Here is a 25862-nt window from a genome sequence, read left to right as displayed (position 1 = left end):
TCACTATTAGTGACAAAGCTTTCATTAGTGATTAAACAGCAATTAAATTCACAATCTTATCTATAATCTCCGCTCCTACTTCTTCATCTAATAAATTATTAAGCATAATAGAGAAGATAAGATTTTCTCCTTGGCTGGTTTCAACATATCCAGATAATGTACTAACACCATAAATAGTTCCAGTTTTTGCTTTTACCTTCCCAGGAAGCTCTCTCATTCGCTCTCTTAGTGTACCGCCAATCATTCGATCATTATGTCCCGCTATAGGTAATGAATGTAGAAAAGCAGGAAACCATTCCTCCTCCTGTACGGTATAAAGTAGGTTTGAAACCTCATTGGCCGGAATTAAATTGATATGGGAAATTCCCGAACCATCTCTAAGCAATAGTGTTTCTGTATTCATTCCAAATTTAGCTAGTTCCATTTTAACAACTTCTAGTCCCTTTTCCCAGCTACCTTCCCCATGTACAATTTTCCCCATTTCCTTTACTAATGTTTCAGCATGTCCATTGTTACTCAATTTCATAAAAGGTACTAGCAATTCGGATAATGGCATTGATTGATGTGATACTAGAAGATCAGCTTTATTCGGGACCACTCCCTGTTTGACATTACCACTCCAGGATATTCCATTTTTCTTTAAGGATTGCTGAAACAAATCCAATGCATAACCAGTCGGTTCCCATACAGAAATCCATTCCTTGACGGCTGAAGATTGGGCGGGAATAGTTCCTTCAATTGTAATATGATTTGTTCCATGTATTCGGGTAATCGTTATATCTTCTTCTACATTGTTTGAAACAGTTTTAGCCTTATTCGAAATGTTTACGTATTTGGTATCAGGCGATAGCTTTATGATTGGCTCTTCTCCATTTGTATTTCCAGGGGTTACCTCTACAATTACAGAACCAGCATCGTAATCTGTGTTTGGTGAAGCCGTTAACGCTGAAACTTGCGCTCCATAATAAAAGTGCTCATCGCTCCAGTTTAAATCTGCTGACAGACGAACATTATCATACCAGGTATCATCTCCGATTATGTTACCTTCAATCATTGTCACTCCATTTTTCTGTACTTCTTCTGCAAGCGTATCAAAACCTGTTGGTAACAGGGTTGGGTCGCCTCTCCCCCGTAAATAAAGATTACCACGAAGCTTGTTTTCTTTTATAGCTCCGTCTGTTAGCAATTCTGTCCCAAACGTATAATCTTCTCCTAATATAGAAAGTGATGCTGCTGCCGTTAGTAGTTTCATATTGGAAGCTGGATGAAGTCGGATATTCCCAATATGATCATACAATTTTTCCCCAGTAGATGCAGAACGAATACTTATTCCAATTAACGCATCATCTAACAAAGATTCATTTTTTATGAAATCATCTAGTTGTTGAGTTAATGTATTTGCCACTTCACTTTGCTGATTCAACTGATCTCCTCCTCGGAATTAGCTTTTACAAGAAATTGTGTTCCGCCAAGCACTAATAAATCATCTCCCCTATTTATCCCTCTTACAAATTTGGTAATCAATCGTCAAAAATGGCACTGAAAAAATCCACATCTTATGTTTCGCTTTCAAAATACCTACTTCCACTTCTTCTACATCAAATTGTTCCTCAATCGGTAATTTTAATAAGTATTTTTTAAAGGCCAAATATATTCCTGAATCGGATTCGCGGGAACGTTTTTTACTAGTTAATTGTAATGTTCTACCATCTTGATTCAGCTCTAATATCCCTATCATGGAAGACCACGGTAAAGGTAACGCAATGTTCATATATGTTCGACCTTGATTATGGTGTGAAGAATAAAGAGCTACAAAAACAGTTTCCTCATTTACTTTTCGTACCCATGCACGTACATTACTCCTACCATCATTTTCATCTTTTATCGAATAAATATCACCAGTCATTTCTACCCTCTTACTGGAAAATGGTAAATTTATCTGTTTTACTATTTGACTAGTCAAACGGTAAATTCCCGCAAATGGCTTAAACCAAGGGCGCCATCTTACTGTAGCAAAAAGTCGATAATTATTGGTATTTTCATAGAAATCCTTTACAGTTAGGGACAAAGTTTTCTTAATATCCGCTTCATATATTGCCATATTATCTACTAACCCATTGAAATGTTGGTTATCTGTCTTTCCGATTAGGAACTTTTCACCAATCACTCCTTTCCCCCTAATCTGACTAATTGGAAATCGTAATTTGTGGTAATTCGTACTGGGAACTCGAATCGACCAGCCCATCACCCCCAATATTGCAAATAAAATAGAATTTGTAATCCCGTGGAAATGCAGCATAAAATCAATACTAATGTGAAATCGTCCTGTTAAATTCCCCAAAGCATATAATAATGAAAAAAGAATTGATACACCTAAAGCAGAGTATGATAACCGAATGAAGCCTTTTTGGAAATGCTGATCGAATGGTGTTTTAAATGATAGAAATATAAGACCATAGATACCAATAATATATATAATCACAGATAACAATTCCACTATCGTTGAAAAGGTGATTCCAATTGCTACAATAATTGGTGATAGTAACACAATAATACTTATCCACTTATAAAATACAGGTTTATACAATCTCCCTAGAAACCCAGCAAATATAGGTAACAAAAACGCCGAGTAATGAAAATGAATACCAGTAAGCCATGTCAAAATTGGTGAAAAGCCTGTATCAATATTCGCTTCATACGCTAGAAACCATGCACCACCTATTGCCAAATAGATCATACCCATATCAATCATGAACTCTTCTAAATGGATAAAACCTCTGTTTAAAAAATCGGTGAATCCAGACCATGCAACCATTAATGTAAATACAAAATAAATCAATGCGAAAAATAGATCCCATGGTGTTTCATTCGTCATTTGCAACATTAAAACTGCTAGGGATGCCAAACAAGACAAATAGGGTAAATGCCCGTACAACTTTTCACTATTATCTTTAAAGGTCAGCTGCAACATCAATGGTACAAAAATAATCTGTGCTGCAGTTAACATTAAAAAATACCAAGGATAAGAACCAAAAATAGCTATCATAATCAATATAAAGATGTTGGACAAACCTATTTTACGAAACGTCATTTTGAATCAAACTCTCCTTCATATGAAAAAACAGTTCCAATTAACGGATTCCTAACTACAACACGAATCACGTAAACTTCCCTCTCATCTGAATATTTTTCAGTTACCGTAGCCAAACCTTGAAAAACCTTTGGTAATGGTATTTCTAACCGGCCAATAACCAGTCGCTGCCGCTTCGATTCAATTTTTAAATCTCCATTTCGTGTGGCTGAAAGTTTTAAATCTGAATAAAATAAGGGTGGCTCTCCTAGATAATCTTTAATTATATTTCGTTTCGAATCCAAACTCATAAGAGCATTAAAGTATCTTTTGTTATGTTCAAAGTAAAATACCCTTTCCCAATGAATTTGTTCCTCCCCATTTATTCCAGTTCGGGGACTATTAACAATTTTAAAGCGAACATCCTTACCGTGTTCAGGAAAAAGCAGTTTCCATCTTACACCTAATCGAAAAAAAGGATATAACCACTTTGGTCCCCCATTAATACTTTTCATCTTTCCAGTTCCTATAAAGGTAAATTTATCCAAAAACTCATATCGTTTTTGCAGCATCGGATGAAGCTGTCGGAATTCTTCCCCCATTACACGTTTGAAAATTGACATCTGAATCTCCCTATCTTTTTCTCTTACAACTTTTCGCAGTTGGAATATCTTTGCTAATCATAAATCCCGCTATAGATAGAACAAATAATGCTAGATTGAAAGTTAAAGGATTAAACGGGCGAATTAAATAGCTCGGTTGAGCAATAATTGCTCCGAGCATTAATATTGGAAAAAGAACAATCTGTATTCCGTAGAGTCGTCGTTTGTTTGAATATAGTAACCAAACCAATCCAAAAAGCCCTTCAACTATTCCCATTATCATTACCAACCAATATGCTTGGATGGAGGTAATTGAAAAGACATCTAGCATTGCAATCTCTTCTGGATGCATGTTTATTATTTTAGGTACAAGGCCATGATACGTCCAAATGAAAAAGAAAAAGAACGTAATTAGCCAATTGCTAAAGAACCGTATGTATTGGGATGATGGTGTTTCTCCTTTTTCTAACCACCTTTTCAAAACATCAAAACTAAGTGCCGTTCCCCAGCCAATGAGTGGACGAAATAGAATTTGATCAAACCACTTCCCTACTCGACCGAAACTTGTTTTATAGTCATATTGAGTCAAAAATTTTATAGAAGAATCGCCATTTGAAATATACTTCCAATAACCCCTGCCCTCACGGATGATCGAAATAGCTTGGTCGGTCCCAAAATGTAAGGAAGATGTTTTAGAACCATCTTCTGCATGATGACTGCCGACACTTCTTCCCCAACCTTCAATTGCAATTCCGAATCCAACTTTCGTTTTATATGTAAATTCTTGAGGTTTGTTTTCCTCTTTGGGTAAATACGTAATGGATGAAAAACGAAGATCCCACTGCTCATGTTGGTCAGGTTGTTGGGTAGCGTTCCACAACTTTTCCATCTCAGCATTTATTGGTATTTCTACGTAAATTGGTTTGCTTTTCATTGTGCTCACCTCTTTTAGGGTGCAAATAATTTGTTGGTTCCAGTTTAACATACTCCATCTGAAACTCGGACAATAATTAAACAATATCTTCTCGTCGCTCAAAGTGAAACTTCATTCAGTGGGGGTTTTGCTTCCCGTTAATGCGAGATAAATAATTAAGGCTATCTCTTGAACGAGATAGCCACTTACACTTTAGTTATTGCGTTTTCTTAGGATCAGTCGATTCATCCTCATCACTCATAATATCATTCGTTGTCCGTTTGAATTCAGATAATGTTTTACCAAATGCTGATCCAATTTCAGGTAGTTTTTTTGGGCCGAAAATAATTAATGTGATCACTAAAATAATAATCAACCCTGGTATACCAATGTTTGAAAGCATTTTCTAACACCTTCTTTCCATATCCAACCTATAACAGGATGTTGTTCATTTACGCAAGCATGCCACCGTTTTTAGAATATTTAACAATCCCTTCGGCTGCCCGATATGCTAATGCACCCACCGTGTCAGTTGGATTATATCCACCATTATGAGGAAAAGCAGAGGCACCGACAACAAATAAGTTTTCCATATCCCACATTTGCAAATAATTGTTAACTGCAGATGTATCAGGATCTGCTCCCATAATTACTCCACCTGTATTATGAGTGGATTGATACGTTGTGATATTATAAGGTCCTAGTTCCTCCATGGAATCAATTTTGTCAGCCCCCATTTCCTGCAGAATTTCTTTTGATTTTTTAGCTGTAAACTTTGCAAGTTCACGGTCCTGATCTCTAAAATCGTATGTCATCCGAATTAACGGATCACCAAAGGTATCCTTATAAACAGGATCCAAATCCAAATAATGTTGTTTATATGGCATACTAGCTCCCATTGCCCCTATTGATAATGTCTGGTTTATATATTTAAGAGAGTTTTGCTTAAATTCTTTTCCCCACGTAGGAGAATCTGACGGAATTGGGTTGTTCGCTATTGGTCTTGCTCCCGTTTGGGTAAGAGCAAGATACCCACCATGGATGAAGTTTAAATTAGTATGGTCAAAATTATCACCATTAAAATCATCTATAACCATACCAAGTGCACCTGCCCCTGCAAAAGTATTAAACTTTTTATCATCGAAATAACCAGTTGCAGCACCTTTTACAACTTGATAAGCATAATTTTTCCCAATAACACCTGTTCCAGTGGATGAATCATAAGGGCGTCCAACTTTAGAGTTCAACAAAAGCTTTACATTATTAAAAACATAGCTTGTTAGAACTACCATATCTGCGGGCTGCTCAATTTCCTCTCCAGTTGTTACATCAGTATAAAGCACACCCGTTGCCCTTCCTCCCTTATGTAATACTCGCCTAACCCAGGAATGTGTTCTTAAATCAAATTTTCCAGTCTTTTTTGCAACTGGAATTACGGTAACAACAGGGTCTGCCTTTGCACCATACTCACAGCCAAAACGCTCACAAAACGCACAATACTGACAAGCCGCTCTAGCTATTCCATCGGGGTTAGTATAAGGCTCCGATAGATTTGCGGAAGGTATTGTATAAGGGTGGTACTTCAAGTTTTCAGTCGCCTTTTTAAACATTTTCATGGAAGGTGTGTGCTTCATTGGACCAGTTGGATACTTATCAGATCGTTTTCCACCAAGTGGATTTTCTTCACCAGAAATACCAGCCATTTTTTCAAATTTATCATAATAGGGCTCAATTTCGTCATACGTAATACCCCAATCCTGTATCGTCATATCAGTTGGTATTTTTCCTTTTCCATAGCGTTCAATCGTTTGGCTGCGAATATTAAAATCATATGGAAGAAAGCGAAATGTTTGTCCATTCCAGTGGACCCCAGCACCACCGAGACCATCCCCGAAAAGGAATGATCCATATTGCCTCATTGGAAGAGCACGCATTTTTTCATTGCCACGGAAGGTAATTGTATCTTTTGATAAATCCTGCATTAACTCATAACGAAGAGCATACCGTAACTCATCGTGCACCATGTAATAATCTTCCGTTTGCCGTTCCTGTCCTTTTTCTAGGCCAACAACATTCAGTCCTTGTTTTGTAAGCTCGGAAGCTATAATACCGCCGCCCCAACCTACACCGACTATGACTACATCAGTTTTTGGTAATTTTTTAACCATTCTGTTCCCTCACCTCGTTTATTATCATTTACATATGGTCACGAAGACTTCGTGGTTCAATCTCATGGAATTTGTCATCCTCAATAATATCCGTATAATTCATTTGATCACCAGGATAATTCCTCATCTTCCAACCTTCCATATCAATGTTTCCACCATATAGCGGATCACTGTAGACACCTTCTAAAGTAGTACTCCGAAGTAAATCAAAAAAACCGCTAGCCGAAATGGTTGTTACATTAACCTTATCTTCGGCAAAGTCACTTAGTACGTTATCCTGCTGCTCTTCTGATAACTCGGTGAAACCCTTTTTAAATTTTTGGTGACTATAATTTTGCATCTCCCGCAATCCAATTTTGAAAATTTCACGGCGCTTCAGCCTCCCTTGGTATCCCTGTTCCTTCTCACCATGGAAGAATGGTGGAACCATATAGTCTCGCGCATTAAATCCATAAGATCCTGCCATTTGATGATCAATATAAAACCCAACACCCAATTCTTTTGCACCAGGTCCATTCTCATCCTCTGGGAAGATTCGTTCTGCTGCAGCTTGAACTGTTTGAAATTCTGCCTGGCTAAAGAACATTAATGCATGATTATAATTTTTTATTTGTTTGCCAGCTTGTTGTTTTTGGTCATCATTTTCAGTTCCCCAAGGAATGACACTGCCAAGCACTCCACCTACCGCTAACCCTCCTACCGCATAACTAGAATTTCGTATAAATTTCCGTCTGGATAAATTTTCTGCTCCAGACTTCTCATTTTTATCTTCTGTCAAAAGATAACCTCCTTCACACAATAGATTTAACGTCATTTTATCCCGCTTTATCACGTAGTAAGACCCTTAACGAAAAGGTTTCAATGAGCTCATGAAAGATACATGAAGGATCAACTGCCCATGAAGGTCCAATTCGTGAAATACAGTAACCACTTACCGATGCAACAGTAGAGGTTAGTTGAAACCAACAGGGTTCATACTGTCGGTTTATCTAGGCAAAAGCAAAGATTTACCGAGTAGAACGGGCTTACATATTAGTTGAGAAGGAAAGCTCCCCCACTAAATGAAGTTCATTTTATTATGTCACCAAAATTAACCACTCATGCATGAAAAATTATTGGGCATGATATTCTTAAATCTACATTTGGAGGGTGGCTTATGAACAAGTTATGGAAAAGAACAATAATAATCTTTTTACTTGGGATTGCAACGACACTTTCAGCATGTGCTGAACAAGATGAAAGTGCTGTCGATGCAGATGAATCAAATGGTACAAATACGACAAATATATCCAATCATGCCAATGGAAACCATAAGGATTTAGATAATCCTGATATCATACCAAGTGAAACTAGTGAAAAAACGAGGACAACCAATGAAAATGGAACTACATATAGTGGAATGGGGCAAAATATTTACAGCTCAATTGGTAGTTCTGGTATACATGAAGGTGGAATTTCCTCTTATTTTGAATCAATCTTAGAAGGTGAAGGTATTACTGGTGTTAAAGTGTTTGTAGTTGATGATTCTGTTGTATTAGCGAGAAATCAGAAACAAACAACTAGCCATGAATACGAAGATATGCAGCGAAATCTTCTGAGCGGTACAGAAGGAATGTCTGGTAAAGGAGAACCACAAGGAGTAGATGACTCTAAAGGTGAGAGTCATGACAATTTAGACCAGGCAAAAGCAAAAATTAATGAGATGTTTAACGGAAATGTGAAAATTTTAACCGTTACTGATCCAAAAGCAGTAGAACTGATTGAAGGTATTAAGGAAAATATCATGGATTCCTCGTATGAAGAAGCATCAGAGGAATTGTTAATGCTCTTAAGATTGGCAAAATAATGATTGAGACTAAATTCCCCCTCCATACTAGGCGGGGGAATATTGTTGAGTTGAAATAACGAAGGCTAAAAGCATTTTAACAAAGGAAGTGAACTAATGGATTTTTTTAGCAGTCAGGAATCGCTCAACGCTTTACAGTGGGTTCTGAGAGCAATTGTAGGTTTTATTTTTTTAGCAATATTAGCCAAAGTAATGGGCCAGCGATCCATATCACAATTAAGATTTTTAGATTTTGTCATAGCACTATTAATTGGAAATATTATTGCCCATCCATTGTCAGATGAAGGATTAGGATTAAAAGGTTCAATGATAACAATGGGTGTATTAGTAACACTATATCTTACAGGGGTATTCCTAAGCTTAAAGTGGATAACTATTAGAAAAATCTTTAATCCTCCCCCAATACCCCTTGTAGAAAACGGTAAAATCATTTATAAAAATTTAGCTAAAGCAAGAATATCCGTAGATGAACTATTATCCGAGCTACGGAAGGAAAAAACGGAAGATATTCAAAAAGTCGCATGTGCATTATGGGAACCAGGTGGAACAATATCAACCTTTCTATATCCGGCACATCAGCCAATTACCAAGTCCAGTCAATTATCACCCATACAAACTTTTCAGATGCCTAAAACAATAATTAGAGAACGAAGGATAGATTACAAGGAATTGCAACGTATTGGTAAAGATGAACAATGGTTGTTAGATAAATTATCAACAGTACATAACAACGTTAAATTGAACGAAATATTACTTGCAACAATTGATGATAGCGAAAACCTTAAACTTTTTTTGTATACTTAGAAGATTACTATGAATGTTTTCATCTATTCCTATTATCTTTGTTCATCATAATTGTCTAAGAACTTCAACTACTTTATCTACATGTATTTCTTCTGTTTGGTTGCCGAAAGAAATTCTTATCAGTTGTTTAGCTTCATCAAAAGATTTTCCAATCGCTAACATGGTCTTGGACGGTTTTTCCTTCCCAACCTGGCAAGCACTACCAGTTGAGATTGCGATTCCATATCGATTACATTCTAACATGACATAATGGCCCTGTGTTCCAATAATAGACAAGCCAATAATATTTGATAGTTGATCTACTGGGTGACCTTCGATTATAATTTTGTGTTCCATACCAAGTAAACCTGACAACAATTTATTCCTTAAGGCGTCATATTTTTTTGTTTTTTCCTCTAATTGATTACAAATAGTTTGTGCAGCATTTGTAAAAGCTGCTATACCAGGAACATTTACAGTTCCAGGACGAAAGCCTTTTTCATGACTGGTTTCAGGTAGCTGCATTTTCCAAACGATTGCTGGATTTATGTAGCAAGCTCCAACACCTTTTGGTCCATAGATTTTATGACTAGAGACGGATACACTATCAATACTTGCTTTTTTAACATCGATTGGTATTTTTCCAAAGGCTTGGACGCAATCACTATGGAAAATCACATCATTTTCTCGGAGAATTTCCCCAATCTTCTCTATCGGTTGAATCGTACCAATTTCAGAATTCACATATTGAATAGAGGCGAATATTGTATTTTTTGTGATGGCATTTATTAATTCCTCAAGTCTAATCTGTCCATACTTATCAACCGAAAGATAGGTTACTGAAAATCCCTCTGTTTCTAATTGTTTAAACAAGTGATCAACAGATGAATGTTCGGTAACAGTTGTAATTAGATGTGTTCCCTTTTCTTTATTTGCTTCTATAATCGAGCGAATAGCTAAAATAGTTGACTCAGTACCTCCACTTGTAAAGTAAATTCCCTCTTTCTCACCATTGATCGTTACTGCTAATTCCTTACGACACATTTCCAGTAAATGTTTTGCTTCTGAACCACTATCGTGTAAACTATTTGGATTCCCGTAAAATTTTAATGAAACCTCACTAAATATGTTTAAAGCCTCTTCGCTTATTGGCGTTGTTGCGGCATAGTCTAAGTAAATCATACTTTTTAACTTCCCATCATCTTTTTACTTTATATAAAACTAGTTAACTTTTTAATTAATGACTTGTCAACAGTCTATATTTATGTAAATATATATGTCAAGACAGTATCAATAAAAATAATTTATTATGATACATTGGGAGGCTTTCATAATGCCTAAATATGATGTGGTCATTGTTGGGAGTGGCATTGCCGCTTTGACTGCAGCTTATAAACTAAGCTCGAAAAATAATGTGATTATATTCACAAAATCTATGCATACATCTAGTAATTCATTCTTAGCACAAGGTGGTATTGCTGCTTGTATAGGCCATCAAGATACCTGGCTGTCACATTTTACTGACACTATCACAGCTGGTTGCAATCATAATCATGAAGAAGCTGTAGAACAAATGGTCAAAAGTGGTCCTATCTATCTATCCAATTTAATTAAAGATGGCATGCAGTTTGATGTAGATAAGTCTAACAACCTTCTTTTAGGTAAAGAAGGTGCACATTCAACAAGAAGGATTTTGCATGCTGGGGGCGATTCAACTGGAAGAAAGCTTGTATTACATCTGCTTGATAAGGTAAAGCGTAATGTACAAATTATTGAAAATGAAATGGCGATTGACTTACTCATGTACAACAAACGCTGTATTGGTGTTGAGACAAAGAACAAGAACGGTACTGTTAAGCAATATCTAGGATCAGATATTATTCTTGCTACAGGTGGATGTGGCGGCCTATACTCCTTTACTTCTAATGATGACTCAATAACTGGTGACGGACTTGCAATGGCTTTCCGCGCTGGTGCTGAATTAACAGACTTAGAGTTTATTCAATTCCATCCAACTCTTTTAAACTGTAATGGAAAAGGATCTGGTCTCATCTCAGAAGCTGTACGGGGGGAAGGAGCAATTCTTGTTAATGAAAGTGGAAAACGAATTATGAAAAACGTTCATCCATTGGAAGATCTTGCACCAAGGGATGTTGTTGCAAGAGCACTATTTCATGAGATAGAAAATGGTAGGAATGTTTTCCTTGATATTTCAATGATAAAAAATTTCAAATCCCATTTCCCCACAATTACAGCAATTTGCCAGATAAACGGAATTGATATCGAAAAGGGTTTAATCCCTGTCATTCCCGGAGCTCATTTCCTGATGGGTGGAGTAAAAACAGATGGTAGAGGGCGTACTTCCCTTAACGGACTTTATGCTGTAGGCGAGGTTGCATGTACAGGTGTTCATGGAGCAAATCGATTAGCAAGTAATTCACTATTAGAAGGAATCGTTTATGGAAATTTGGTCGCTGATGATATTTTATCCAATAATTCTCCAAATGATTATATGAATGAGATTTCCTTTAAAACAAATAACCAAAAGAGCCAATTAATTGATCTACCAACAAAAAGGCAAATTCAGCAATTAATGATGGATCATGTCGGAATTGTACGCGATAAGAAAAGCCTTCGGTATGCGGTTGATTGGTTGGAAAGCTATAAGAAGAAATACGATGGATTTTCACTAACAACAACATTAACGATAGAACAGTTAATTATGGTGAATATGATTACGGTTGGATGGTTAATTACTACGTCAGCATTAATGAGAACAGAGAGCCGTGGAGGCCATTTTCGGGCGGATTTCCCCAATGATGATAATCTAAATTGGTATAAACGAGAAATAGTACGAACAAACCAAACGAATGATGTTTTAACTGGAATCTAATAAGGAGTGCATTATATGAATAACATTAAATTAACTCAACTTATCAAGCAGTTTTATATAGAGGACATTGGAGAGAGAGATGTAACGAGTGAAGCTATTTTCCCAGAAGACAAACATGGTAAAGCGCACTTCTATGTAAAGGAAGATGGGATTTTAGCGGGTATTGATATCATTCAGACAGCTTATTCTCTCCTTGATTCATCGATTGGAGTAACCCCCTTAAAAAAGGATGGAGAATTGATCAAAAAAGGAGACGTAATCGCAACAGTCGAAGGTCCAATGGCAAAGCTTTTAACAGGAGAAAGGTTAATTCTGAATTTGTTACAACGGATGAGCGGGATAGCCACGATTACAAGCAAGTCTGTATCAGCTCTTAATAGTGATCATACTCGGATCTGCGATACAAGGAAAACAACTCCAGGACTAAGAATGCTTGAGAAATATGCGGTAACATGCGGCGGTGGTTATAATCATCGGTTTGGGCTGTATGATGGGGTAATGATTAAGGATAATCATATTTCATTTTGTGGGTCTATTACAAAAGCAGTTACTACCGTTCGCGGACAATTAGGTCATATGGTCAAAATTGAAGTCGAAACAGAAACAAAGGAACAAGTAATTGAAGCTGTAAACGCAAACGTCGATATCATTATGTTTGATAACAGATCACCAATGGAGATTAAAGAATTTATTGAACTAGTTCCAAAACATATAGTTACAGAAGCATCAGGTGGAATTACGTTAGATGGATTACACCAATATGGAGATACAGGTGTTGATTATATTTCGTTAGGATTTTTAACACATTCAATTAAAGCATTAGATATTAGCTTAACCATTTAGTAATCGGGGGGATATTGACAGTGAATATTTTAGAGGAAATGAAGCAGCGAACAGATGTAGTTTCCATTCCAGAACATTATAAGCAGATGACGATGGAAGAAATGAAAAAGCGTGTCATAGAGATCAAAGCCAAACTTGGAAAACAGTTGTATTTGCCATGCCATCATTATCAAAAAGATGAGGTCGTACAATTCGCCGATGATATAGGTGATTCGTTAAAACTAGCACAATTATCAGCACAAAATAAAGAAGCAAAATTTATCGTATTTTGCGGAGTTCATTTTATGGCGGAGACGGCTGATATGTTAACAGAGGATAGGCAAGTTGTCCTTTTACCCGATATGCGAGCAGGCTGTTCAATGGCTGATATGGCTGATATGCATCAAACGGATAGATGTTGGTCAGTTCTCCAAAACACGTTCGGTGATACCATTCTGCCGTTGACGTATGTAAACTCAACTGCAGCAATAAAAGCATTTGTTGGTAGAAATGGTGGTGCAACAGTAACATCTTCCAATGCAAAACGGATGTTGGAATGGGCTTTTACTCAAAAAGAACGAGTCCTCTTTTTACCTGACCAACATTTAGGAAGGAATACTGCCTATAATCTTGATATTCCACTTGATAAAATGGCTGTTTGGGATCCTATTAATCATTGTTTTGAGTACGATGGTAATTTGGAAGAAGCAAAAATTATTTTATGGAAAGGTCATTGTTCCGTACACCAAAACTTTACCGCAGAAAACGTTGAAGAAATCCGTAAGACAAAACCAGACATGAATATTATCGTTCATCCAGAGTGTCCTTTTGAAACCGTTGAACTATCCGATTATGCGGGGGCAACGAGCTTTATTATAAATACAATCGAGAATGCTCCATCCGGAAGTAAATGGGCTATTGGAACGGAAATGAACTTAGTACAACGAATTATTGATCAGCACCCAGATAAAGAGATCTGTTCCCTTAATCCACATATGTGCCCATGCATGACCATGAACAGAATCGATCTACCACACTTACTTTGGTCATTAGAATCGATTGAAAGAGGTGAAACGGTTAATCAAGTAACCGTATCGAATGCTATTACAACAGATGCCGTTCTTGCACTAAATAGGATGCTAGAACGAGCATAAAATAAAAAAGATACCCCTTTCTCACAAAATAATTTTAAAAATTTATCTAATAAAGTATTGCCATTTTTAATTAAAGAAGATAAACTAAAAAACGTTGAAATTTTAACTATAAAAATTAATCAAGGGGGTATTTACAATGAAAGGAAAAGGTAGCGAAGTAAAAAGGAGTTTCACAGACTATTTGTGGTTTATACCCCTAATCGCCTTCATATGGGCTAGCATAGCTATGAACTTATAAAACTTTTCTTTTAACCTATTCTAATATAACGAATAAAACAAAAAGGATCAGCATCCACTAAGATGTTGACCCTTTTTGTTTAAGCGAAATCTATCACTCTAACAGGCTCTTTTTATAAACTTTGTAGCTTTTACTCTATAGTTTCAGTAAAATACAAAGTAAGTGCCGTGCTGATTTCACATTTTTTATAGCTTTCTACCCCGCAGCCCGTATACACTGCGCTTTCCGGGGGAGGCTGAAGCGTTGCCCGCGGAAAGCGCAGTGTATTTCCGGAACGGTAGCCCAAGGTAATAAATTTACATCGTATTTTATGTCTTTTGTATGAAAACAACAATTAGTTAGAAATAGCCTTTTAAAAACATATTAATAAATACCGATTGAAGCAAGTAGTATCCCGACAGCAACTGAAATGACCGGGATTACTACAGCAACAACAAATATATCTTTATAACTGTCCTTATGCGTCATACCCGTAATTGCAAATAGCGTCAATACTGCACCGTTATGTGGTAATGCATCTAGTCCTCCTGAGGAAAGGGAAGCAACTCGGTGGAATTGTTCTGGATCAATTCCGCTGTTTTGAGCAATTTCATAGTATTTTGAGCCGAGTGCTTCTAAGGCAATTCCCATTCCCCCGGAAGCAGAACCTGTTGCACCTGCTAATACGTTTACTGCGATTGCTTCGGAAATTAACGGGTTCCCCTTTACTCCCATTAACATTTCTGTCAATTTTTCAAATCCAGGAACAGCCTTTACAACTGTACCAAAGCCCACAGCTGCACTTGTGTTTATAATAGCTGTAACAGAACCTGCTGCGCCACTGTTGATCGCCTTGACAAACCCTTTAAATTTGTGCAGGCTTAGTAGCATGATTAAAGCAATTCCCGTAATTAGCGCTAACACAACATCCCATCCAAAAACATTCAACGTAACAAGTACGGCCAATAAAGGTAGTAAAGAAAATAAGAATGGAGGTGTATCTCCAGCTACATTTATTATTTTGTTGTCCTTAGGTTCTGTGAATATTTCTCCCTTTGCGGTCAACTTTTTCTCACGCCAGCGAAGATACAAATATCCTCCGACAGCCATAATTATTCCAGCAATGATCCCCATAACCGGTGCCGCCATAGGATCTGTGTGAAAATACTCCATTGGTATCAGATTTTGAATTTGCGGCGTCCCAGGTATTGCTGTCATGGTAAACGTGAAGGCACCTAGTGCAACTGTCGCCGGTATTAGTTTTCTACTGATATTTGCTTCACGAAACAATGTTAACGCAAGTGGATATACAGCAAATACAACAACGAATAAACTAACTCCACCATATGTTAATACCGCCGCAGAAACTAGTACTCCTAAAATTGCACGCTTGGTTCCTATAATTTTCGTGAGTGCTACAGCAACTGATTTAGCCATCCCCGTATCTTCCATTAGTTTTCCGAATACTGCCCCAAGCATAAAGACAGGAAACCAATCTTTTGCAAATGCTACGAATCCACCCATATATGTATCTTTGTAGGCGTCTAATATATCCAATCCCCCTGTAAGTGCAACTACTCCAGCCGCAATAGGTGCCACCCAAATAATGGACCAACCTAGATAAGCAAGGACCATTAGAACGATAAGACCAAATAATATACCTAACATGAAAACCCCTCCCTAAATTTAAAAATAATCTAGTACAAATTGACAAACTTTTCTATTGCGCAGTATAGCCCCCATCCAAAACAACTGCCTGCCCTGTAACACCTTTCGCTTTATCACTTGCTAAAAACATCGTGTAATCGGCAATTTCTTGAACGGATAACAGACGTTTTTGCGGAACTAGTGGATAAATAACATCCTCTACTACTTTTTCTAGTGAAACATTTCGGTTTTTAGCCAAATCCTCCATTTGGTTTCGTACAAGTGGTGTATCCACATAACCTGGACAAACCGCATTAACCGTAATTCCATGTTCAGCTCCTTCAAGTGCTGCGACTTTCGTTAATCCAATTACCCCATGTTTTGAGCTATTATAGGCCGCTTTTCCAGCAAACCCAATTAATCCATTTATCGATGCCATGTTAATAATACGACCATATCCTTGCTTTTTCATGACAGGAAAAACATGTTTCGTTGCCATAAATGGAGCGACAAGCATAACCTTTGTAATGAACTCAAACTTTTCAGTCGGAAAGTCTTCAATAGAAGCAACATGCTGTAATCCCGCATTGTTTATTAAAACATCAAGCCTTCCATACCGTTCAATTGTGTTGTCAATCGCCGTTTGAATTTCTTTCTCCTCTGTTACATCACACTTAATACCAATACATTCATGCCCTTCTTGCGATAATTTTTCAGTAACCTCCTTTACCTTTGCTTCATTAATGTCTGAAAAGGCTACTTTCGCCCCATTTCTAACAAATTCTTCTCCAATTTGATAGCCAATACCACTTGCTGCTCCAGTAATAAAAATGACTTTGTTGTCTACTAACATTTGAAATCCTCCTATTTTTAGTTCTTAAAATTGCTCACCATGATTGGTTTGAATTTATTTACAATTATACATACAAATCTTGTGCCAACTTTAGAGACCATATGCAATGCAATAACGGTAAGTATGGAGCAACAAACAAAAAACTCTACTTTTCCGATTTTACGGAAAGTAGAGTTGCACACTTATTTATTCACAATGTAAACCCTTACATCGTGAATACAAAAATAAAGTTTTCCATTTTTACGGAATGTGATTCCAAAATTTCAGAATCACAATAATCCATATTTCTTTATTTTTTCGTATAAGTTGGATTTACCTATTCCTAATAATCTTGTTGCCTTTAACTTGTCACCCTCCACCTTCCTTAAAACACTCTCGATTGTCTGTTTTTCAGTCTTTTTCAATATTTCTTTTAACGTTGCTTCTTGTTTTAGTGCGTAATTATTGGGTTGTATATGATCTGGTAAATCCTCTATCTTAATCATTTCTGTGCTTGTTAAGTGAACTGACGATTCAATAACATTTTCTAATTCTCTTATATTTCCTGGCCATTGATATTCTATGAAACGATCTATCACAGTCGCATCAAAATCTATAACTCTTTTACCTGTCCGTTTGGTCACTTTATCAAGGAGGTATTTAGATAAAACTCGTAAATCTTCTGCCCTTTCTCTTAGTGGAGGAATTTGTACTTGAACTACGTTTATTCGATAAAATAAATCTTTCCGAAATCGTTGTTCTTCAATAAGTTTTTCTAATGGCTGATTTGTCGCGGCTATAATCCTTACATCCACTTTTTCAGATTTAACCGCACCTACTGCTTCTACTTCCCCTTCCTGCAACACCCTAAGAATCTTTACTTGTGCACTTAATGGCATATCACCAATTTCATCCAAGAAAATCGTTCCACCATTGGCAAGTTGAAATTTACCTAATTTGCCACCCTTTTTTGCACCAGTAAAAGCACCCTCTTTATATCCGAATAGTTCTGACTCAAGTAAATATTCAGGAATTGCTGCACAATTAACTTTAACAAAAGGATTCATATTTCGTTCACTTAATTGATGAATGCTATGGGCAAACAACTCTTTTCCTGTTCCACTTTCGCCTCTCAATAAAATAGAAACGTCACCTGGAGAAACTTTTTTTATTTTATTTTTAATATCATTTAATTGTGGGGAACTTCCTACTATATCATGAAGCGAATATGTTGCTCCCTGCTTGTTTTTGATTTGGTTGCGATAATGTTCAAGCTCCAGTAATAAATCCTTAATATGACTATTCATTTTCTTCCACTCTTTTGTGTCCCGATAAAGTACTGTCCCAACCGCACCCACTACTTTTTCACCAGAACGAACGGGTATCCTATTGGCTACCATATGATTACCACGAATATATTGCAGATCAGCAATTTCTTCTACTCCAGTTTTAGCGACGATATGCATTCTAGTGTTTTCGATAACGTCAGTGACATGCATACCTAATACAACTGATTGCTCTACTTCAAGGAAATCACAATATGTATTATTCATATAAGTTATCGACCCTTTATCATCGACCACAACAAAGCAATGAAAGGCATTTTCAACCAGCGTTTCAAATATTTCATCTTTATAGATATTTTTTAAAGGTTCCACATAGTAACCTCCAATTTTTAAAAGATTTGACTTTATTATAACAAAAAGTATAGTACTACATGATTTTCCGAAATAATTGGCTTAAACTGCTAATCTATCGTTTGTGTATGTGATGTTCTGCTTTCTCCTGACAATTCATGCCTTTTGATCATTTTATCGAAACAAATCGCACCGGCAATCCCCATTAGTAAGATAACAAAAGCCATGAATAATGGTGTAAAGAGACTACCAATAATGATAAAGAATCCGGCAATAATCTCGGCAGAATAAACAGAAATTTGATTAACAGCCATATATGCACTGCGTGATTCATGAGGAGCTATATTCCCTAACACGGTTTGTTTTACTGGAGCATAAATCAACTCTCCAGTTGTAGCGAACACCATGGCGATTACTAGAACCAATGGATTTTCATGGAATGTTAAAACAAAAAAACCAAATGTAAAAATTAATACACCTGAAATCAATTTAATTCTTTCGCTTAACTGCTTTATCAACCTTGCTATAAAAAAAGTTCCTACAACAACAAATAGTGTATTTTCACTTTTCAATATACCAAGTAATTCTGCACCATCAATAGTAAAATCAAAATTACCTATGGATAATAATGAAACATTCGATATATCCTGCGCTAACCGGAGCCCAATATAATTCGTTAACTGCGTTTCAATGCCCAATACTAACAGAGTACCCACAATAAAATAAACAAATGTTTTGTCTTTGAATATAAAACTGTAACTTTGAACTCCCCGTATAACATTTTGAATAGGCTTATTTTTTTGCGATATCGTCTGATTGATTTGTTTAGGCTTATACTCATCTGTTAAAAGGAACGTCGATACAACAACTGAAAAAAACGAAACGAAAGTAACAATTAAAAATAATATAAAATGGTAATTAACAAATAAAAACCCGCCAATTAAGCTTCCAAGTGCTATTGCGAGGTTATTTATCCAATAGCTGAAGCGAAAAATTGTCTCCCGTGTTTCCGAAGTACTGCAATCCACGATTAAAGCCATTACAACAGGATGAAAACTACCACTTGCAAACATATTTATCACGAATAGGACGGCCGTGATATAGGGCAAATCAAGCCACGGGGAATTTAAAAAGGCAATGATTAGAAATGTAAAAGCTACCAAAATTTCTGATCCGATCATTACCTTTCTTCTGCCAATTTTATCGGAAAAAGATCCTCCTGCAAAACTCCCAATCACCGCCGATACTATAATAGCAATGTACAATATGCCAGTAATAGACGCTCCAATTTTACTTGAAAAATAAATAATCAGGTAAGGTGTTATCATCATATTTGCCATTGTGGTTATAAACCCCACAAATAGTCTCCATTTGATATTCGGATGAAAATGTACAGCCACTATCCACACATCCTTTTACAATCCAAGAATTTTTAATGCTATAGGTTTTAATTCCATCCAGATAGAGGATTCTTCAGAGTCCGTCATAAACATCCGCATTCCAATTAAAAAACTTATATATCCTGTTGCCACGGCTTCAGAACTTTCTAGGTCTAAAAGATTTTGTTTCTGACCAAGTTTAACTAATTCCCGAATTTCCTTTCGCATATACACAGCAATTTCGTTCAGCTTTTCTGACAAATCTGAGAATCGTTCAGGATTTCCAAGCACTTGCTGAATAAGCTGTAAATATAATCTGTTCTTTACAAAAAATATAATGTGCCTTTCAACAATACTCTCTATGTATTCCGCAGTGATAACGTTCCCCTTCGTTAAGCCTGAAAATTGTTCCTTTACATCAGGAAATGGTTGTGTTATCACTTTTTCAAACAACTCCTCTTTTGTTTCAAAATAAGTAAATACACTTCCAAAACTGATACTCGCAGCTTTAGCAATTTGTGAAATGGTTGTATCGTCATATCCCTTAAAGGAAAAAAGTTCAGTTGACTCTTGCAAGATTCTGTCCTTCTTCGCTTTTTGCTTTTCATTTAATTCTTTTTCAATCACGCAATTCACCTCCATATAATGATTGATTAATCAATCATTATTGTAATCGAAATTAAATTATTGTGCAACTACTCGAATAATTCAATCTAAAAAAACTTCTGACGTATCATCAGAAGTTTTTTTAGAATCCTATTTTACAAACAATAAATTTAACATGGACTATTTTTTCTAGTAAACAACTGTGTCTGTTTTACGTTTAATTTCAAAATTATCCGTGACTGCTCCTTTTGATGAACAGGAAACTAAGTGTGCATACTTTCCTAAAACACCTCTTGCTTCCATCGCTGGTGCCTCCCAATTATTAAGTCGTTGTTCAAGCTCTTCTTCTGAAACATCCATGAAAATTTCACGTTCATTGGAATCTATCGTAACCATGTCACCTTCTGCTAAAAGGGCAATTGGCCCACCTACTTGTGCTTCAGGTGCGATGTGACCGACTACCAAGCCATGTGTACCGCCTGAAAATCTACCATCTGTTAATAAGGCTACTTTTTCACCTAACCCTTTACCAACTAAAATTGCTGAAATTGACAGCATCTCAGGCATTCCTGGTCCGCCCTTTGGCCCTTCATATCGAATAACCAGTACGTCGCCTTCATTTATTTGGTTATTCATGACAGCTTTTGTAGCTTCTTCTTCCGTATTGAATACACGGGCAGGACCAGTATGCCTGGTTACTTTTAATCCAGATACCTTGGCAACAGCTCCATTTGGTGCAAGGTTCCCTTTCAAAATAACTAATGGTCCATCTTTACGGTACGGCTTATCAAACGGCAGTATAATTTTTTGATTCTCGGTTAACGATGGTGCTTCTTGAACATTTTCTGCAACGGTTTTTCCGGTTACCGTTAAACAGTCACCATGTAAATAACCTGCTTCATAAAGAAGTTTCATTACGGCTGGAATTCCACCAATTTTATGTAAATCTTCCATAACATATTTACCGCTTGGTTTTAAATCAGCTATATGTGGAACTTTTTTCTGAATCTTATTAAAATCATCAATCGATAAATCTACTCCAACAGAATGAGCAATTGCCAATAAGTGTAAAACCGCATTTGTCGAACCACCCAGGGCCATTACAACTGTTATGGCATTTTCAAAAGCTTTCTTTGTCATAATGTCTTTTGGATAGATATCCTTTTCTAAAAGGTTGAGAATTGCTTCACCTGCTGCAAAGCAGTCGTGTGATTTTGCGTCAGATTGTGCCGGATTGGATGAACTTCCTGGTAAACTCATACCCATTGCTTCAACGGCAGAGGCCATTGTATTTGCAGTATACATCCCTCCACATGATCCAGCTCCGGGACATGCAGCACACTCAATTTTGTTTAATTTATCATCATCGATATCACCATTACTATGTTTACCTACCCCTTCAAATACCGAGACAATATCTAATTTCTCCCCACCTAAATTTCCTGGAGCTATTGTTCCACCATATACAAAAATAGCAGGTACCTCAGACCTAGCAATAGCAATCATACAGCCAGGGATGTTTTTATCGCAACCACCAATTGCAACATACCCATCCAAATTCTCAGCACCGACTACCGTTTCAATAGAGTCTGCTATTACATCACGGCTGGGCAACGAGTACCGCATCCCTTGAGTTCCCATAGAAATTCCGTCAGAAACCGTAATAGCGTTAAAAATCATCGGGACTCCGCCTGCTTCTCGTGCACCTGATTTTGTATTTTCGGCTAAATCATGAAGATGAATATTACACGGCGTTACTTCACTCCATGTACTAGCAACACCTATCATCGGCTTTTTAAAATCCTCGTCCGTTATTCCGACTGCACGTAACATCGCTCGATTGGGTGCTCGCTTCGGATCTTCACTAAATACTTTGCTCTTAATTCGCAAATCTTTCATCCTATCATCCCCTCATATAAATTAATATATAATTATAATTGTTTAGTTTATATTTTTCAATCTATTTAATTAATTTTGTAATTTTAGTTTTTTGAAGGTAGAAGGATAATGAAAAAGAATTCTTATAGTACATGTGTATTATTTTTAATAAATAGGTCTATGTAATCGTTTATAGTAAACAGTTACGGGAATAGTCTATAAAATTCCAATAAAACATATTATCTACTATATGGCACACATACTATGGAATTTTTAAAATTTAAAGGAGGCTTAGGCATGAGTAAAATTCATTTAATACCTTATGAGGTCGAGGAAATTTACGAAGCATCTTCTGAAATTCCAGAAGGTGTGACAATGATCCAAGCACCAGAAGTTTGGGAAGAGGCAGAGAAAGGTAGTGGAAATGTCGTTGCAATTATCGATACAGGATGCCAAATCGATCATCCTGATTTAAAGCAGCGAATTATCGATGGTAAAAACTTCTCTTCAGATTATAATGGAGACCAAGACAACTATGAGGATAATAATGGACACGGCACTCACGTAGCAGGAACGATAGCGGCTTCATCTAAACAGGAAAATGGAATTTCTGGTGTAGCTCCGAATGCAAATCTACTAATTGTAAAGGTACTCAATGGCCAAGGAAGCGGTGACTATCAATGGATTATTGATGGAATAAATTATGCTATCGATTGGGAAGGACCAAACGGGGAAAAAGTAAGGACAATTTCCATGTCACTTGGCGGTCCAAACGATGTACCAGAGCTTTATAAAGCAGTTAAACGGGCTCTGGATGCTGGAATACCTGTCGTATGTGCTGCTGGAAATGAGGGCGATGCCCGATCAGATACAAATGAATTTGCATATCCCGGTGCCTATAATGAAGTAATTCAAGTAGGAGCGATTAATTTCGATAAAAATATTGCACCCTTTAGCAATACTAATGATGAAATTGATCTAGTTGCACCAGGAGTAGAAATATTATCAACTTACACTGGAAGCAAATATGCCAAATTATCCGGAACATCCATGGCCACACCTCATGTATCCGGTGCTCTTGCCTTAGTTATTAACATTGCAGAAAAGCAGTTTAATCGTCGTTTAACCGAAGCAGAACTCTACGCTCAACTAATAAGACGAACGGTACCTTTAGGCTATGCAAAATCAGCCGAAGGAAATGGACTTGTTGCACTCGATGTCCTTAGTCAGTTCGAAAAACTCTTCAAAACGTTCCATACACCTTTTAAGTCACGTTCGGTATATACATCATTCGTAACAGAAAAATAGTAAAGTATACTGAAGAGCTGGCGGATTTGTATATTAAATACGCCAGCTCTATTGAAAGAGCTTACTAATTTATAGTGGCTTAAGTAATTTCTTGATTGAATTCCACCTCTCAAACTGGCATTTTCTCCATCAAAGTATTTTTTCAACTGCTCATACTTCGTATAATCCATAATATCTAATTCCTTCTTTACAGCCAGTAAAATTTGCTCTCTGCATCGTTCCAGTCTATTTAACATAGGTATAATTTTTAGACTACTAAAATTGACATATTCTTCTAAATCATCTTGTGGAACTAGTAGCTTGTAACCTTTTTCACTACTAGCAATTAGTAAACCCTTATCTCTTAAAGGTGCAACAATATTGGATCTAAGATAATACATGTTTATCTTTTCCTTTTTAAATACTTGAAAGTTTTTTATAATTTCATTACTTGATACCCAGGTTAGCTTGTTTAAGTTAAAATTTAACAGAATTGACCTGATCTTTAACACTCGGTTCATCACTAGATTCATAGCTTGAAATGAATTGTGATGCAAGTTTTACTGACTGGTAAACCTCTTCACCTAAATCCCAGATTTTGATGGAGCATTTCTTATCTTGAATACACCTCAACATCTTGCAGTGTAACTCTCTGCAGGATTACTGTGCTAAACGAAGGGTAATTCACGAAGACAAGGTCTGATGTGTTCGTTTTGACAATTCAGGAACTTTTGTCTGAAGAGCCAACCACTTCTTTTCAGTAGTGGATTTTTGGAGTCTCCGAATAAAATAACGAGCCCAGATGTTATAGGAAGCTGACAAATCTGCATGGTAGACTATACCCGTCGAAAATGTGGCAAGTTCTCTTTTACCGGTGCGTTCTACTTTTCCAGAACCATCGAAAGCAAGATACTCGTTATCTATTACTTCCTGAATATAGAAAGAATCAGGTACCAGTGTATCAACAGAAATATCATGAATAGATTAAAAGAAGGATTTGTTTCATAAATGGAATTGCGATATTATCGAGATGAACTGTGAAGAAGATCATATTCATATCTTATTTGATACTTCTCCTGTTCACTTCCAGGTACATTCATAAAGCATTTCCAAGTCATTTACAACACTATTATTGGAAACCTTTTTTGGATCAGAAGCTATATGGTGCTAACAACAGGCGGGGCGACAATAGATATGATAAAAAGATATATTGAAGAACAAAGACAATGAAGAGACCTTAGCGACTGACCCCCACTAAATCAAATTTTGAAGGGGAATGCCGCTAATTTTTTTGTTCAAAATCAAAATCGTAATTTCCAGATTTAGCTATTAAAGTGTAATGTGCCTTCAATTTATACACCCCACTGTTTATAAGGTACATACTGCGGTTATTACTCTATTGGTCAATATACGACAACATAGGGACTATTCCCTTGTTTTACTAAGTTTTATAAGTTTTACTAGTAACAATCAAAATAGAACCTCTGAGAAGGGTCTATTTATCAAATATTCATTGTATACACTAGTCTTCCTTAAAGTTAATTCCCTTCTTTTAATTTTAAAATAAACAGAAAGTCATTGTTTAATCTAGTTCTACTGCTTTTTTATATGTTTCAATTAACATATATTCATTTAACAGCTCCATGGATTTTATCCTCTTATTACTATTTTTATAAGTATTTTCAAAACGAAACACAGAAAAACACCAATCCTTTTTATGGTTCAATGTACTTGTTTTTTAATTTCTCATCATTAACAAAATGTAAATCTGTCTCAATAATTTCACCCACTAGTAGTAAAGAAAAAAATATGTTTGGTCCAAAACAAAGACCAGGATATGAGATTTCCATATCCTGGTCTTATCTTGCCTGGCGGCGTCCTACTCTTGCAGGGGCAATGCCCCAACTACCATCGGCGCTGGAGAGCTTAACTGCTGTGTTCGGCATGGGAACAGGTGTGTCCTCTCCGCTATTGCTACCAGACATATTTAATTGTGAGTAAATTTATACCCTAAAAACTAAATAAGAGTTTAACCATCAACGAATCAAAAATATATAGTTAAGTCCTCGATCTATTAGTATCCGTCAGCTCCACGTGTCACCACGCTTCCACCTCGGACCTATCAACC

At 36.6% G+C, this 25862-nt stretch carries 24 protein-coding genes and 1 rRNA gene; 8 read left to right on the top strand and 17 right to left on the bottom strand.

The features are described 5' to 3' along the window. Window positions 1-31: 31 nt before the first annotated feature. From dacB to CS937_RS07355, 7 genes are all read right to left on the bottom strand, one after another. Window positions 32-1423: a D-alanyl-D-alanine carboxypeptidase/D-alanyl-D-alanine endopeptidase gene (dacB, locus tag CS937_RS07385; RefSeq protein WP_099157833.1), complete on the bottom strand. Its 1392-nt coding sequence runs from the start codon at window positions 1421-1423 to the stop codon at window positions 32-34. A gap of 69 nt (window positions 1424-1492) precedes the next feature. Continuing rightward, complete coding sequence (locus tag CS937_RS07380; protein ID WP_099157832.1) at window positions 1493-3091, bottom strand: YndJ family protein; 1599 nt, start codon at window positions 3089-3091, stop codon at window positions 1493-1495. Then, window positions 3088-3693 carry a DUF4166 domain-containing protein gene (locus tag CS937_RS07375; RefSeq protein ID WP_245835722.1) on the bottom strand — a complete coding sequence of 202 codons (606 nt, stop codon included), beginning with the start codon at window positions 3691-3693 and terminating at the stop codon, window positions 3088-3090. The genes CS937_RS07380 and CS937_RS07375 overlap by 4 nt, the downstream gene beginning before the upstream one ends. 10 nt (window positions 3694-3703) lie before the next feature. Further along, window positions 3704-4606, bottom strand: a complete 903-nt coding sequence (locus tag CS937_RS07370) for a DoxX-like family protein (protein ID WP_099157830.1) — start codon at window positions 4604-4606, stop codon at window positions 3704-3706. A 196-nt stretch (window positions 4607-4802) separates the two neighbouring features. Then, complete coding sequence (gene tatA, locus CS937_RS07365; protein WP_099157829.1) at window positions 4803-4988, bottom strand: twin-arginine translocase TatA/TatE family subunit; 186 nt, start codon at window positions 4986-4988, stop codon at window positions 4803-4805. A 49-nt stretch (window positions 4989-5037) separates the two neighbouring features. Continuing rightward, window positions 5038-6753 (bottom strand): GMC family oxidoreductase, encoded by a 1716-nt coding sequence (locus CS937_RS07360; protein ID WP_099157828.1) that lies wholly within the window; start codon window positions 6751-6753, stop codon window positions 5038-5040. Between the two features lie 28 nt (window positions 6754-6781). Further along, entirely contained in the window at window positions 6782-7531 is a 750-nt protein-coding gene (locus CS937_RS07355) for a gluconate 2-dehydrogenase subunit 3 family protein (protein WP_245835721.1), read from the bottom strand. A gap of 378 nt (window positions 7532-7909) precedes the next feature. Here CS937_RS07355 and CS937_RS07350 point away from each other — a divergent pair, with 378 nt between their 5' ends. Continuing rightward, the gene (locus CS937_RS07350) at window positions 7910-8599 is read left to right on the top strand and encodes a hypothetical protein (protein WP_099157827.1); all 690 of its coding nucleotides are present in this window, start codon (window positions 7910-7912) and stop codon (window positions 8597-8599) included. A gap of 96 nt (window positions 8600-8695) precedes the next feature. Next, a complete protein-coding gene (locus tag CS937_RS07345) occupies window positions 8696-9403 on the top strand; it encodes a DUF421 domain-containing protein (RefSeq protein ID WP_099157826.1) in 708 nt (235 codons plus the stop codon). A gap of 45 nt (window positions 9404-9448) precedes the next feature. On the opposite strand, the gene CS937_RS07340 is transcribed toward CS937_RS07345, so the two are convergent. Continuing rightward, window positions 9449-10564, bottom strand: a complete 1116-nt coding sequence (locus CS937_RS07340) for an IscS subfamily cysteine desulfurase (RefSeq protein WP_099157825.1) — start codon at window positions 10562-10564, stop codon at window positions 9449-9451. A gap of 151 nt (window positions 10565-10715) precedes the next feature. Between CS937_RS07340 and nadB the strand changes: the two genes are divergently transcribed. The 3 genes from nadB to nadA are packed head-to-tail and all read left to right on the top strand — an operon-like array spanning window position 10716 to window position 14251. After that, on the top strand, window positions 10716-12275 hold the full coding sequence (gene nadB, locus CS937_RS07335) for an L-aspartate oxidase (RefSeq protein WP_099157824.1): 1560 nt from the start codon (window positions 10716-10718) through the stop codon (window positions 12273-12275). A gap of 15 nt (window positions 12276-12290) precedes the next feature. Further along, complete coding sequence (gene nadC, locus CS937_RS07330) at window positions 12291-13118, top strand: carboxylating nicotinate-nucleotide diphosphorylase (RefSeq protein WP_099157823.1); 828 nt, start codon at window positions 12291-12293, stop codon at window positions 13116-13118. A gap of 20 nt (window positions 13119-13138) precedes the next feature. After that, window positions 13139-14251, top strand: coding sequence for a quinolinate synthase NadA (nadA, locus tag CS937_RS07325; RefSeq protein WP_099157822.1), 1113 nt, complete (start codon window positions 13139-13141; stop codon window positions 14249-14251). Window positions 14252-14852: 601 nt separating this feature from the next. On the opposite strand, the gene CS937_RS07320 is transcribed toward nadA, so the two are convergent. The 6 genes from CS937_RS07320 to ilvD form a co-directional block, all read right to left on the bottom strand. Continuing rightward, complete coding sequence (locus tag CS937_RS07320; RefSeq protein ID WP_099157821.1) at window positions 14853-16136, bottom strand: GntP family permease; 1284 nt, start codon at window positions 16134-16136, stop codon at window positions 14853-14855. 52 nt (window positions 16137-16188) lie between these two features. Then, window positions 16189-16968 (bottom strand): 3-hydroxybutyrate dehydrogenase, encoded by a 780-nt coding sequence (locus CS937_RS07315; protein WP_099157820.1) that lies wholly within the window; start codon window positions 16966-16968, stop codon window positions 16189-16191. 269 nt (window positions 16969-17237) lie between these two features. Further along, a complete protein-coding gene (locus CS937_RS07310) occupies window positions 17238-18605 on the bottom strand; it encodes a sigma-54 interaction domain-containing protein (protein ID WP_099157819.1) in 1368 nt (455 codons plus the stop codon). 89 nt (window positions 18606-18694) lie between these two features. Next, window positions 18695-19984, bottom strand: coding sequence for an MFS transporter (locus tag CS937_RS07305; protein ID WP_099157818.1), 1290 nt, complete (start codon window positions 19982-19984; stop codon window positions 18695-18697). A gap of 15 nt (window positions 19985-19999) precedes the next feature. Further along, complete coding sequence (locus CS937_RS07300; RefSeq protein WP_176555785.1) at window positions 20000-20590, bottom strand: TetR/AcrR family transcriptional regulator; 591 nt, start codon at window positions 20588-20590, stop codon at window positions 20000-20002. A gap of 168 nt (window positions 20591-20758) precedes the next feature. Further along, window positions 20759-22468: a dihydroxy-acid dehydratase gene (gene ilvD, locus CS937_RS07295; protein ID WP_099157816.1), complete on the bottom strand. Its 1710-nt coding sequence runs from the start codon at window positions 22466-22468 to the stop codon at window positions 20759-20761. 276 nt (window positions 22469-22744) lie between these two features. Between ilvD and CS937_RS07290 the strand changes: the two genes are divergently transcribed. Beyond that, a complete protein-coding gene (locus CS937_RS07290) occupies window positions 22745-23755 on the top strand; it encodes a S8 family peptidase (protein ID WP_099157815.1) in 1011 nt (336 codons plus the stop codon). On the opposite strand, the gene CS937_RS07285 is transcribed toward CS937_RS07290, so the two are convergent. Continuing rightward, a complete protein-coding gene (locus tag CS937_RS07285; RefSeq protein WP_141554337.1) occupies window positions 23674-24135 on the bottom strand; it encodes a hypothetical protein in 462 nt (153 codons plus the stop codon). The genes CS937_RS07290 and CS937_RS07285 overlap by 82 nt on opposite strands. A 76-nt stretch (window positions 24136-24211) precedes the next feature. After that, on the bottom strand, window positions 24212-24370 hold the full coding sequence (locus CS937_RS19425; protein ID WP_176555784.1) for a hypothetical protein: 159 nt from the start codon (window positions 24368-24370) through the stop codon (window positions 24212-24214). 394 nt (window positions 24371-24764) lie between these two features. On the opposite strand from CS937_RS19425, the gene CS937_RS19890 reads away from it, so the two are divergent. Both CS937_RS19890 and CS937_RS19955 read left to right on the top strand, forming a co-directional pair. Then, window positions 24765-24836 (top strand): hypothetical protein, encoded by a 72-nt coding sequence (locus tag CS937_RS19890; RefSeq protein ID WP_342748209.1) that lies wholly within the window; start codon window positions 24765-24767, stop codon window positions 24834-24836. Further along, window positions 24833-24964 (top strand): transposase, encoded by a 132-nt coding sequence (locus tag CS937_RS19955; protein WP_425445467.1) that lies wholly within the window; start codon window positions 24833-24835, stop codon window positions 24962-24964. Before CS937_RS19890 ends, CS937_RS19955 begins: the two co-directional genes overlap by 4 nt. A gap of 636 nt (window positions 24965-25600) precedes the next feature. On the opposite strand, the gene rrf is transcribed toward CS937_RS19955, so the two are convergent. Further along, window positions 25601-25716 (bottom strand): 5S ribosomal RNA (rrf, locus tag CS937_RS07275). Between the last annotated feature and the right edge of the window lie 146 nt (window positions 25717-25862).

The organism is Virgibacillus ndiopensis, from assembly GCF_900187325.1.
GTDB classification, from domain to species: domain Bacteria; phylum Bacillota; class Bacilli; order Bacillales; family Amphibacillaceae; genus Virgibacillus_E; species Virgibacillus_E ndiopensis.
The sequence above is the reverse complement of the archived record's forward strand: the minus strand, read 5'-3'. Positions and strand labels throughout refer to the sequence as shown.